General features: G+C 68.2%; 8 protein-coding genes and 1 pseudogene. 6 read left to right on the top strand and 3 right to left on the bottom strand.

Translation table 11 applies throughout. The annotated features are described in order from the left end of the window. Positions 1-53 precede the first annotated feature (53 nt). Positions 54-1,973, bottom strand: a complete 1,920-nt coding sequence (locus OG300_RS29870; RefSeq protein WP_405486657.1) for an acyl-CoA dehydrogenase — start codon at positions 1,971-1,973, stop codon at positions 54-56. Positions 1,974-2,097: 124 nt separating this feature from the next. Here OG300_RS29870 and OG300_RS29875 point away from each other — a divergent pair, with 124 nt between their 5' ends. The 4 genes from OG300_RS29875 to OG300_RS29890 all read left to right on the top strand — a co-directional run bounded on the left by OG300_RS29875 (position 2,098) and on the right by OG300_RS29890 (position 7,699). Next, positions 2,098-2,724: a TetR family transcriptional regulator gene (locus tag OG300_RS29875; protein WP_405486659.1), complete on the top strand. Its 627-nt coding sequence runs from the start codon at positions 2,098-2,100 to the stop codon at positions 2,722-2,724. 105 nt (positions 2,725-2,829) lie between these two features. Continuing rightward, positions 2,830-4,035: a homogentisate 1,2-dioxygenase gene (locus tag OG300_RS29880; RefSeq protein WP_405486661.1), complete on the top strand. Its 1,206-nt coding sequence runs from the start codon at positions 2,830-2,832 to the stop codon at positions 4,033-4,035. After that, positions 4,026-5,246 (top strand): fumarylacetoacetase, encoded by a 1,221-nt coding sequence (gene fahA, locus OG300_RS29885; protein ID WP_405486663.1) that lies wholly within the window; start codon positions 4,026-4,028, stop codon positions 5,244-5,246. The genes OG300_RS29880 and fahA overlap by 10 nt, the downstream gene beginning before the upstream one ends. A gap of 110 nt (positions 5,247-5,356) precedes the next feature. After that, positions 5,357-7,699 carry an MMPL family transporter gene (locus OG300_RS29890; RefSeq protein ID WP_405486665.1) on the top strand — a complete coding sequence of 781 codons (2,343 nt, stop codon included), beginning with the start codon at positions 5,357-5,359 and terminating at the stop codon, positions 7,697-7,699. Positions 7,700-7,738: 39 nt separating this feature from the next. On the opposite strand, the pseudogene OG300_RS29895 reads toward OG300_RS29890, so the two are convergent. Continuing rightward, positions 7,739-9,139 (bottom strand): annotated as a pseudogene (locus tag OG300_RS29895) (MFS transporter); the annotation flags it as partial. A 177-nt stretch (positions 9,140-9,316) separates the two neighbouring features. On the opposite strand from OG300_RS29895, the gene OG300_RS29900 reads away from it, so the two are divergent. Further along, entirely contained in the window at positions 9,317-10,246 is a 930-nt protein-coding gene (locus OG300_RS29900) for a LysR family transcriptional regulator (protein ID WP_405486667.1), read from the top strand. Here the strand turns inward: OG300_RS29900 and OG300_RS29905 are convergent. After that, positions 10,243-10,917, bottom strand: coding sequence for a TetR/AcrR family transcriptional regulator (locus tag OG300_RS29905; RefSeq protein ID WP_405486669.1), 675 nt, complete (start codon positions 10,915-10,917; stop codon positions 10,243-10,245). The two genes, OG300_RS29900 and OG300_RS29905, sit on opposite strands and share 4 nt — an antisense overlap. A 99-nt stretch (positions 10,918-11,016) precedes the next feature. On the opposite strand from OG300_RS29905, the gene OG300_RS29910 reads away from it, so the two are divergent. Then, entirely contained in the window at positions 11,017-12,414 is a 1,398-nt protein-coding gene (locus tag OG300_RS29910; protein ID WP_405486671.1) for a lipase family protein, read from the top strand. Positions 12,415-12,465: the final 51 nt, after the last annotated feature.

Raw genomic sequence — 12,465 nt, forward strand, 5'->3', positions numbered from 1 at the left:
TTCACGAATGTAGCATTTGCGGGCCGGGGTTGACCGGCCCGCGTCGGGCACGATCAGGGATTCATTTCGTAGACCCCGGCCAGGGCCCGGACCTGCTCAGATACCCGATCGAAGCGGGCCAGGTCGGCGACCGGGCGGCGCACCAGATCCAGGGCGCGGACCTGTTGCGCCTTGGTCGCGGTGGGCTTGGTGTGCAGCGTCAGCGCGTGCTTGGAGAAGTCGCGCACGAACAGGTCGAAGAGCTGGTCGAGGACCGATTCGTCCGCGCCCTCGATCTCGGCCTGCTCCAGGATCAGCTGCGCGTAGGGCAGCTGGGTGAACAGCTCGCCGAGCGCGAAGAGGAAGTCCACGTCCTGCTGCTGCGCGGCGGTCGGGGTGGCGGCGGCCAGCAGCGTCTGCAGTGCGAGCGCCTGCTCCAGGAAGACCGCGACATTCGGGATGTGCGCGAACTTCTCGAAGACCGGACGCCAGTCGCTGAAGCGGATCTTGCCCAGCCCGCTGCTGGGACCCTGCCGGAACAGGAACTCGTCGTCGGCGGCATCGCGCCGCGTCGGCACGGGAGCGTGTGCGGCACGGCGGAATTCGCTCTTCAGCGCGGGCACGGCCTTGGCCGCGGGACCGCTGGCGCGGCGGCTGGTCCAGCTCAGCGCGCCCGACACCGCGCGCACCGCACCCTTGGGCGCGACGCCCGCACCGGGCAGGTAGCGCAGCGCGGCCAGTCCGGCGTCGGCGGGATGGAACATGTAGTTGGGCATGAACTTCAGCGACAGCGCCATGTTCACGTGCACGGTGCCCTCGAGCCGGGGCAGGCCGAACATGCCGGTCATGGCCATCGGGAAGTACATGTCGTTCTCGAAGCCGCGCGCGGCGATCACGTCGGCCAGGTCCTCGTAGAGCTTCTGACCGTGCCGGGTGACCGACATCTTCTCGATGGCGTTGAACAGCAGGTAGCGACGGTCGTCGTCATCGGCCGAGCGCATGTAGTCGATGGCCCGCTCGCTGTAGAGCTTCATGCCGATCAGTCGCGCGTAGCTGTCCGCCAGCAGCGATTTCACCTGCGGGAACTCGGTCACCTTGTGCCCGAACAGGACTCGCTTGTGCGCGTGGGTGACGGCCTCGAACAGCGCGTGCTCACACGAGCCCACCGCGCCGAAACCGAGGTTGAACTTGCCGATATTGACGGTGTTCATGGCGGCGTCGAAGGCGGCCCGACCGGTGTGCAGCACATCGGATTCCGCGACCGGGTACTTGTCGAGATCGAAAGCGGCGACGTACATCTGGGAGTCGACGACGTTCTTGACCAGCTTGTAGTTCTTGTGCCCGGACTCCGCGGCGAAGAACAGGTAGCCGGAGTACTCCTCCTCGGTCATCTTCCGCTGAAAGTCCGCGGAGTCGATGATCGGCTTGTCGGCGCGGCGACCGAACACCGACACCATGCCCGCCAGATTGCCGTTGCCGATGTAGTACTTGCTGCCGGTCGCGGCGTACCCGCCACCGCGCTTGGGCTCGAGCACCATGTCGGTGGAGTAGATGTCGGCGCCGTGGTCGCGTTCGGACAGGCCGAAGGCGAAGATCTGCCCGGATTCCAGCAGGGCGGCGGCGCGCGCCTTGGCTTCGACATTGGCGCTCTGCCAGATCGGCCCGAGGCCGAGGATGGTGACCTGCCAGACGTACCAGTACTGCATGCCGTAGAAGCCGAGGATCTTGCTCAGCATGGCGTTGCGCGCGGTGTCCCAGCGCTTGTTCGGGTCGCCCGCGGCTTCCGCGGCCGGGGTCAGGAAGGTCGCGAAGACCCGTTCCCGCTTGACGAAGTCCAGGAAGTCCGAATACCAGATCCGGTCCCGGTTGTCGGCCAGCAGACGGGTTTTCCCGAAGGCTTCGAAGTAGTCCACGGTGGCGCGCAGCAGGCGTCGGGTCTCGGTGTCGAATTCGGTGAATTCGCAGGTCTTCGGGTTGAACAGGCTCTGGCTCATCAGGATCCGTCTCCTCCGGCCGGGGGCGTCCTCGGCTCCTCCGGGTGGCTTCCTTCGTGAATGTAGCATTTTTCTACACCACTGTAGGAAACGATCTTGTCGGCCGCTGCTATCGTCGGTGCGCATGGGCACCGATTCGGCGACACGACCACGCCAGCGCGCGCGGCATCTGGGTCCCGAACGCCGTCGCCCGCAGGTCCTCGACACCGCGCTGGAGATCGCCGTCGCCGACGGCATCGCCGCGGTCACCATCGCCGCGGTCGCCGACCGCATGAAGGTCACCCGCCCGGTCGTCTACGCCTGCTTCGCCGATCGGGTGGAGCTCATCGAGTCGCTCATCCGGCGCGAGGAGGACTACCTGGTGCACGGCGTGCTCGAGACGCTGCCGCGCCGCCGGGTCGAGGCCGACGAGGCGGTGTTCGTGGAGGGCTTCCGCGCGCTGCTGCACACGGTGTCCGCGCGGCCGGAAACCTGGCGGCTGCTGTACGGGAATCCCGATCCGGCCGTTGCCGATTCGTTCGGCAAAGGCCGCGCACTCGCCCTGGAACGCTGCACCCGGCGGCTGCGCCCGACCCTGAAGGCGTGGGGCACACAGGACGCCGAACGCAAGCTGCCCGCCCTGGTCGAACTGTGGGTTTCCGCCGGTGAGGGCGCGGTCCGCACCATCCTGTCGGAACCGGGCGACTGGGACCCGGACACCCTCGGCGAATTCGTCGGCGCGGCCGTCTACCGCGCCCTCCGCAATGCCTGAACGGCTCGCGCGCAACGCCTGAGCACACCTCTCCGATCCGCGGTCCATTCCGCAACCGGATGGCTACGATGGAAAAGGGGCCATCGGTCAGCGGGAGGCGCGGCGGTGACGTTCTATCGGCAGGTGGGTTCGGTGCCGCCCAAGCGGCACACGCAGCATCGTGACGCGGCGGGCACGCTGTATTACGAAGAGCTGATGGGAGAAGAGGGCTTCTCCGGCGATTCGTCGCTGCTCTATCACCGGGGATTGCCTCCGGCCATTGTGGATTCGACGGTGTGGCGACTGCCCGCGCAGCGGCTGGTGCCGAATCATCCGCTGCGCCACCGGCATTTGAAACTGCACGAACTGTTCCTCGGCGACAAACCGGGCGACAGCGATGTGGTGACCGGCCGCCGCCTGTTGCTCGGCAATGCCGACGTCCGCCTCTCCTACGTGGCGGCGCTGCGCGAATCCCCGCTCTACCGCAATGCCGTCGGTGACGAGCTGGTCTACATCGAATCCGGCAGCGGCCGGGTGGAAACCGTCTTCGGCGCGCTGCCGGTGCGGCAGGGTCACCAGGTACTGCTACCCCGGGCCACCACCCACCGCTGGGTGCCGGACGGCCCGGAACCATTGCGCGCCTACGTGATCGAGGGCACCGGCCACATCGTGCCGCCCAAGCGCTACCTCTCGAAGTTCGGCCAGTTCCTCGAGCACGCGCCCTACTGCGAGCGCGATCTGCACGCTCCCGCCGAGCCGCTGCACCAGGCGGGCGAGAATGTCGAGGTGCTGGTCAAGCACCGGCCCGCCGGTGAAATCGTCGGCACCAGCCTGATTTACGCGCAGCACCCCTTCGATGTGGTCGGCTGGGACGGCTGCCTGTACCCGTTCACCTTCGATATCGCCGATTTCGAGCCGATCACCGGCCGCGTGCATCAGCCGCCGCCCGCGCATCAGGCGTTCGAGGGCAACAACTTCGTGGTCTGCAATTTCGTGCCGCGCAAGGTCGACTACCACCCGCTCTCGATTCCGGTGCCCTACTACCACTCCAATGTGGACTCCGACGAGATCATGTTCTACTGCGGCGGAAACTACGAGGCGCGCAAGGGATCCGGGATCGGCCAGGGTTCGGTGTCGGTGCATCCGGGCGGGTACGCGCACGGGCCGCAGCCGGGGGCCTACGAGCGCAGCATCGGCCTGGAGTTCTTCGACGAGCTCGCGGTCATGGTCGACACCTTCCACCCGCTGCAACTGGGTGAGGGCGCGCTGGCCTGTGAGGATCCGGGATACGCCTGGACCTGGTCGGGTCGCGGCCCGGCGGAATGGATCTGAGTGCGGGTGACTGTGACAGGGGACGAGGTGTGGTGTTGAACAGCCGCGTGCGGATCGAGGTGCCGGCGGGTTCCGGTTTCGGGCGGACCCATCTGCCCTACGGGGTGTTCCGGCCGATGGGCGAGCAGCCTCGGGTGGGGGTGCGGCTCGGTGATTCGGTGATCGATCTGGCTGTCGCGCTGGATGATCCGATGTTCGCCCAGCCCAGCCTGAACGCCTTCATGACACAGGGACCGCAGTGCTGGCGGGAGGTGCGCGAGCGGGTGACGGTGGCCGCGGATGCGGAACTACCGGCGGCGGCGGTGCATCCGATACACGCGGTGTCGCTGGACCTGCCGATCGAGATCGGCGACTACGTCGACTTCTATGCGAGTCTCGACCACGCCACCGCGCTGGGCCGCATGCTGCGGCCGAACGGCGATGCGCTGCTGCCGAATTGGCGTCATCTGCCGGTCGGCTATCACGGCCGCTCCGGCACCGTGGTGGTGTCGGGCACCGAGATCGCCCGACCGAGCGGACAGCGCAAAACCGATTCGGACACACCGGATTTCGGTCCGAGTCGCCGCCTGGACATCGAGGCCGAGCTGGGTTTCGTGGTGGGCGCGGGCTCGCCGCTCGGCACCCCCTTGGGCACCGGCGATTTCGATGCCCACGTATTCGGGGTGGCGCTGGTCGACGACTGGTCGGCACGCGATATCCAGGCCTGGGAGGGGCAGCCGCTGGGCCCGTTCCTGGGCAAGTCGTTCGCAACCTCGCTGTCCGCGTGGGTGACTCCCCTGGACGCGCTGGCGAAGGCGCGCATTCCACTGCCGCCGCAGGATCCCGAGCCACTCCCCTACCTGCGCGACACCGACCCCTGGGGCCTGGACATCGAGTTGACGGTGGCGTGGAACGGTCAGGTGGTCTCGACGCCGCCGTACCGCCGCATGTACTGGTCGCCCGCGCAGATGCTCGCGCACATGACGGTGAACGGGGCGTCCACCCGCACCGGCGACCTGTTCGCCTCGGGCACCGTCTCGGGTCCCGAACGCGCCGAACGCGGTTCGCTGATGGAGATCACCTGGGCGGGCACCGACCCGGTCACGGTCAACGGGGTGCAGCGCACCTTCCTTCAGGACGGCGACGAGGTGGTCATCACCGCGTCGGCCCCGGCCCTGGACGGGACCCGGCTGACCCTCGGCGAGGTGCGCGGCACCGTCAAACCCGCCTGACCTCGGGGCGATAGCCGGGCGCTATGCCCATGACCATCGTCACTGCCCCTACTCCGGTCAGAACCGGAACGTTAACGTTCCGAAGTCGAAGACTTCGGAGGGTGCCGTCAATGTTGACCAGTCTTGCCCGGTTTGCCATGGCGCGCCCACGATTGGTCCTGGTGACCGCACTGCTGCTGATGATCATCTCCGGCGGCTTCGGCGCGTCCGCGCGCGAGCACATGGTCGGCGGCGGCTACCTGACCAATGATCTGGAGTCGGTGCGCGCCAACGGCTTCATCTACACCAACTTCCCCGGCGGCAACCCGAACCTGCTGGTCATGGTGAGCGGCGACAGCGTCGACAGTCCCGCGGTCCGCGATCAGGCCCAGACCCTCACCGACGAGCTCTCCCAGGACCCGACCGTGATCGGCGTGCAGTCTTACTGGACCAGCGGCGCGGAACGGCCCGATCTGGCCACGCAGTTGAAGAGCAAGGACGGTAAGCGCGGCCTGATCATGGCCACCCTCACCGGATCCGATACCGCGGTGCAGAACCGCGCAGCGCTGCTGTCGCAGCAGTACAACGGCGACCACGACGGCGTGCAGGTGCGGGTCGGCGGCATGGCGGGCAGCTTCTCCGACATCAACAATCAGGTGCAGCAGGATCTGCTGCTGGCCGAGACCATCGCGGTTCCGGTGTCGGGTCTGCTGCTGATCCTGGTGTTCGGCAGCGTGATCGCCGCGGCACTGCCGATCGGCGTCGGCCTGTTCTCGATCGCCGCGACACTCGGCATCCTGCGCGGGCTGACGAAGATCATGGACGTCTCCATCTTCGCGCTCAATATGACCAGCGCGCTGGGCCTCGCGCTGGCCATCGACTACAGCCTGTTCATAGTCAGCCGTTACCGCGAGGAGCTGGCCGCGGGCCGCGACAGCCGGGCGGCCGTGCTGCGCTCGGTGCAGACCGCCGGCCGCACCGTCGTGTTCTCCGGTCTGACAGTCGCTTTGGCACTGGCCGCGCTGGCGGTGTTCCCGCAGCCGTTCTTCAAATCCTTCGCCTACGCGGGTGTCGCGGTGGTGGTCGCCGCGGTGGCCGCGTCGGTGGTGCTGCTGCCCGCCGCCCTGGTGCTGCTCGGCGACCGGGTGAACGCCTGGGACCTGCGGACACCGTTCCGCCGCCTGCTGGGTCGCGGACCCGTAGTCGTGAAGCCGCCGGAGCAGACATTCTGGTACAAGCTGGTCACCGCCGTGATGCGGCGCGCGCTGCCGGTCGCGGTGATCGCGGCGGGTCTGCTGATCACCCTCGGATCACCCTTCCTGACAGCACATTTCGGCACCCCCGACGACCGGGTGATCAGCACGACCGCCTCCAGCCGTCAGGTGGGTGACGCGCTGCGGCAGGACTTCGGGGCCGATATGGCGTCGAGCGCGGTGGTGGCGCTGCCCGGATTCCAGGGCGCGCCAGGGGAACTCGCCACCTACGCGCAGGGTCTGTCCAAGGTCCACGGGGTGGCGGCGGTGCTCTCCGGCTCCGGCATCTACGTGAACGGGGCCGCGATGGCCTCCGGGATCACGGAGATGATCCAGCCCGCCGGCGCCTATCTGACGATCGTCACCAAGATCGCGCCCTTCTCCGCCGAGGGGAAGCAGCAGCTGGCGGACCTGCGCGCGGTCCCCGCGCCGGGCGATGCCCTCTTCGGCGGTGCGGGTGCGCTGAACCAGGACACCATGGACTCGGTGATCAGCCGGATTCCCCTGGCCGCCGGGCTGATCGCGGTCATCACCCTGATCCTGCTGTTCCTGTTCACCGGCAGCGTGGTGCTGCCACTGAAGGCGCTGGTGCTCAACCTGCTGTCGCTCACCGCGACCTTCGGCGCGATGATCTGGATCTTCGAGCAGGGCCACCTGTCGAGCCTGCTGGGTTTCACCGCCACCGGCAGCATCGACCTGTTCATGCCGATCCTGATGTTCTGCCTGGCCTTCGGCATGTCGATGGACTACGAGGTGTTCCTGCTCTCGCGCATCCGCGAGGAGTGGCTGGCCTCCGACCGCAGCCCCGAGGCCAACACCCGTTCGGTGGCGCTCGGCGTCGCCCGCACCGGCCGGATCTTCACCGCCGCCGCGGGTTTGATGGCGGTGGTGCTGCTGTCGGTGGCGACCTCCGAGGTCGCGCCCATGAAGCTGTTCGGCATCGGGCTGGCGCTGGCCGTCATCTCCGACGCCACCATCATTCGCGGTCTGCTGGCCCCGGCGCTCATGCGGCTGCTGTCCACCGGCAACTGGTGGGCCCCGAAACCGCTTGCGGCGCTGCACAAGCGGATCGGGTTCGAGGAGGACACCTCAGGCGCGGGCCCGGTAGCCGACGCACACCGTCAGGGCGGCGAGCAGCACCAGTCCGCCGATGACGCCGAGGCCGACACCCATGGCATCGGTGAAGGCGGCCGGGTCATGGGCTCCGGCCCCCGAGTGTGAAGCCATGATGGTGCCCAGCACCGCGACCCCGGTGGCCGCACCGAATTCTCTTGCCGCGGAGTTCAATCCGGCTCCCATCCCGGAGCGGTCGGCTGGCAGGTTGGCCATGACGCCGCCGGTCAGCACCGGCGAGGCCAGTCCCATGCCGATAGAAAGCAGCACCAGGTACACCGCGTAGAGCGGGTACGGCGTGTTCTCGTCCGCGGTGGCGACCAGCAGCAGGCCGGCGCCGATCACGGCCAGTCCACCCGCCGCCGGGAGGCGCGGGCCGGTCCGGGCCTGCAACCGCATGGCCCAGCGCGGGATCAGGATCATCCCGATGGTCAGCGGCACGATGGCGATTCCGGCGGCGGCGGGCGTGAAACCCTTGATGTACTGGAGATATTGGGAGTTCACGAAGAACAGCGCGAACAGCCCGAAGAACGTGGTGGCGGTGCCGAGCACCGCGGCCCGCAGGCCCGGCGACCGGAACACCCGCGGATCGACCAGCGGATGCGGGCTGCGCAGCGAATGCCACACCAGCCCGGCCAGCAGCGCCACGCCGAGACCGAACGCGCTCAGCACCGTCGCCGAACCCCAGCCGTGCGATGGCCCCTCGATGATGCCGTAGAGCACCGCCGTCGACCCGAGGATGAGCAACAGCGCCCCCACCGGATCCTGATTCGCTTCGCGCCGAGGCGTTTTCGGCGTCACCGCCGCGACCACCCCGGCCAGCACCAACCCCAGCGGAGCCATCACCAGGAACAGCGCCCGCCACGGCAGATACTGCTGCAACAGCCCGCCACCGATATTGCCCAGCGCCCCACCGAGTCCCAGTGACAGCGTCCAGGTCGCGAGCGCGTGCGCCCGCGCCCTCGGGTCGGGCGAGAGCTGCACCAGGATCGACAGCGTGGTCGGCGTGATCATCGCCGCCCCGGCCCCCGACAGTGCCCGCCCCGCGATCAGCAACGCGGGCGCGGCCGCCGCCGCACTCAGTGCCGCACCCACCGCGAACAGCATGAGCCCGCTCATCAGTACTCCCTTGCGCCCGAAGCGATCCGCGAGCGCACCGGCCGGAATCAGCAGCGCGGCAAAGACGATCACATACGCGTCCACCACCCACAGCAGTTCCGAGGGTCGCGGATGCAGCGACGACGCGGCCAGCACCGGAATGGCCAGGTTGATGGCGGCGACCATGCTCTGGGCCACCATGACGCAGGCGCACAGGGCGAGCAAGGTGGCGCGGGACGGACCGGCGCGACGCAATTCGTCGGCCGGAGCCGGGGACACGACGGTGGACATGACTGGGACTCCTCGAGATCGGGGGGTGACGGCCGGGCCGTCCCGCTGCCGCCGATCCGACTGCGCCCCGGCGCGTTTCGGCCGGAATCCGCCACCGGCGAGGAGCCGTGGGGTCGAATTCTGTTCGAAACGCGCCGAGACGGCGGTTCCCGGAATCATGCGGTCGCTGGCGGCGCGGCCGGGCCGACTCGGCCGGATACCGGCCGAGCGAGTGGAATGGACTGCGGCACAGACGAATCCGCTCTGGTGTCGGATACTTCGCCTCAGCTGAGCGCCACCTGTTCCACGGTAGGGCCGGAGATCTGATTACTCAAATGCATCTTTATCATCGAATATATGCACGAGACGCAATCGCGCGAGCTACGCGGCCTGGACCTGAACCTGCTGGTGGTGCTGGACGCGCTGCTCATCGAGCACAGCGTGACGGCGGCCGCCGAACGGCTGCATCTGTCGGAGCCCGCGGTGAGCCGGGCGCTGGGGCGATTGCGGCGCACCCTCGGGGATCCGATCCTGGTGCGAGCGGGCCGCGCCATGACACCCACCCCGCATGCCCTGACCATCGAGCCCGAGGTCCGGGAACTGGTGGATCGGGTGCAGCGACTGTTCACGGCGGCACACGCCACCGACATCCGCACCACCACGCGCGACTTCGCGGTACTGGCCCCCGACGCCATGGCCGCCGTGTACGGTCCGGGCCTGATCGAGCGGGCGGCGGTCGAGGCACCCGGTCTGCGGCTGCGCTTCCTGCCGGAGAGCCCGTTCGATCTGCCGATGCTGCGCGAGGGCCGGGCCGATCTCGAGCTCGGCATCATCGATTCACGCGAGCCCGAGATCCAGCTCCGGCCGGTGTTCGTGGATCGGATGGTCGGCGTGGCGCGTCGTGGTCATCCGCTGCTGCGCGACAACCGAATCGAGCTCGCGGACTACGCGGTGGCACGCCCGCTGCTGGTGTCGCGGCGCGGCAGGCTCACCGGTCCGATCGACACGGCGCTGGCGGAGCACGGCCTGCATCGCACGGTGCGGGCCACCGTGTCCGGGTATCCGAGCTCGCTGTTCTTCCTGCTGGACAGCGATCTCGTCGGCAATCTGCCGTCGTGCGCGAGCGGCCTGGCCGAGCGGCTGGGCCTGGTGGTGTTCGAGCTGCCGGTCGAAACTCCGCCGCTGCCATACAGTTTGGCCTGGCATCCGCGCCACGACGCGGATCCCGCGCACCGCTGGCTGCGCGACACCCTGCACGAGCTGATGCTCGCCGGGCGTGGCGACTAGCGGATCGCGGTCCGACCGGCGTCGATCACCGCCATGAAGTGGTTCAGATTGCCGACGAGCCGGTCGACGGAATCCATCGCACCGCCGTCGTCGTGGTGGTGCAGCCAGTCCGCGATCAGTTCGAACAGCCCGCCGATGGTGGCCAGCGCGAGCGCCAGTTCCCTTGCGTCATCGGATATTTCGCCGCCGCGCCACTGCTGCGCCAGGAACGCCGCCGACCAGCGCCGGTTACTGCGCCGCTGGGCCTCGACCGCGGGCGAGATGCCGCCCGCCTCACCGAAGGTGACCTTGGCCAGCCGGGGGTCGTCGGCGATGGCGTTCACGAAGGCGGCCAGCACGGCGTGGCGGCGTTCCGGCCACGGCCGCCCGGCGGTCTCGGTGGCGGCGAGGAGCACGCTTTGCTGGATGCCCCGGGTGATCTGGTCGAGCAGCGCGGTATAGCAGGCTTCCTTGCTCTCGAAGTGGTCGTAGAAGCCTTTGGTACCGACGAAGGCGGCCTGACAGATCTGTTCGATCGAGGTGCCCGAATAGCTTTGCCGGGCAAAGAGTTCGGTGGCCGCGGTGAGCAGTTGACGGCGGCGCTGGGCGCTGCGCTCGTCGGCATCGAGGCCGCGGATCCGGCGCCTGGCGGGAGTCCGGTCGGGCGCCGCGGCAGAGTTGCTGCGGGACATGCCTAGACGATAGCCATCATCATTTCAGAAAGACATCTTGTCGGTAACTGGTCACCGTGTTGTAATCCATGTCACGTCGATGAGGAAGGGAACAGAGACGTGGCTATCAATGGGGATCGCCGAAGACGGGGATGGCGGCGGTACACCGCGGTCGCCCTCGCGACGGCTTTGACGGCGGCTTCGGCCGTGCTGCTCGGGGGTGTCACCGCCGGATCGGCGGCGGCGCAACCACAACCGATCGATGTGGATCCGTTCTATCAAGCGCCCGACGGCTTCGAGGCCACCGATCCGGGCACCATTCTGCGCACTCGCGAAGTCCAGCTGGCGGTGCTCACCGTGCTGCCGGTGCACGTGCGCTCCTGGCAGCTGCTCTACCGCACCACCGACCTGAACGGCCAGCCCGCGGTGGCGGCGACCACGGTCGCGATTCCCGAGGGGGCCGATACCTCGCACGGCCGGCCGCTGGTATCGCACCAGTTCTTCTACGACAGCACGTCACCCGCGTGCGCACCCTCCTACATCCTGCAGCAGGGCGGCGGGCTGCCCGCGCTCGAAGGCATCCACTCGACCGTCGAATACCTGGAACTGGCGGCGTCGATCAGTCAGGGCTATGCCATCAATGTGCCCGATTACGAAGGGCTGCAAGGACATCTGGCGGTCGCCAAGGAACCCGGCTACCTGATCCTCGACAGCGTGCGCGCCGCCGAGAGCTTCCGGCCGCTGGGCCTTGACGGCGCGAATACGCCTGTCGCACTGTGGGGTTACTCCGGCGGCGGCATGGGCACCGGCTGGGCCGCGGAGATGCAGCCGACCTACGCGCCGGAGCTGAACATCAAGGGCATGGCGATGGGCGCGCCGGTCTCGGATGTCGAATCCCTGTTGCACGTCAACGGTTCCATGTTCGCCAGCCTGATCGGCGTCGGCATGGCCTCGCTGCGCAACGCCTACCCGAAGTTCGCCGAGACCGCCGACCGGTACCTGACCCCGGAGGGCCGCGCGATCATGGATCGCACCACCCACCAGTGCCTGGTGCGCAATGTGCTGAACCTGATGTTCACCGACTACCAGCGCATGCTGACCATCCCGATCGCCGACTTCCTGGCCCTGCCCGACATCAAGGAGGTCTTCGATTCGACTGTGCTGGGCAGTAATCCGCCGACCGCGCCGATGATGGTCTATCAGGGCGTCTACGACGAGGCGGTGCCCTGGTACACCAACGACCGCATGGTGCGGCAGTGGTGCGACGGCGGCACCTCCGTGTACTACAAGCGCGATCACCTCAGCGAGCATCTGACGCTGACCACGCTCGGCATGGCGGACGCCTTCAACTGGATCAAATCCCGGCTCGCCCCCGGCGCTGCCGACCCGGCGGGCTGCCGGACCGATGACGTGATCACCATGCTCGGCAGCCTCGATGCCCTCGCCACCCAGACCGAGATCTCACTCAACGCCGCGTTCGGCGCACTCGGCTGGCCGATCGGACCGCAGGAGCGGTAAGCACTCTCGACCGCTTCCGCGACGCATGCCCGGCCGACCATCGGCCGGGCA

This window comes from Nocardia sp. NBC_00511, from assembly GCF_045161165.1.
Taxonomy (GTDB): domain Bacteria; phylum Actinomycetota; class Actinomycetes; order Mycobacteriales; family Mycobacteriaceae; genus Nocardia.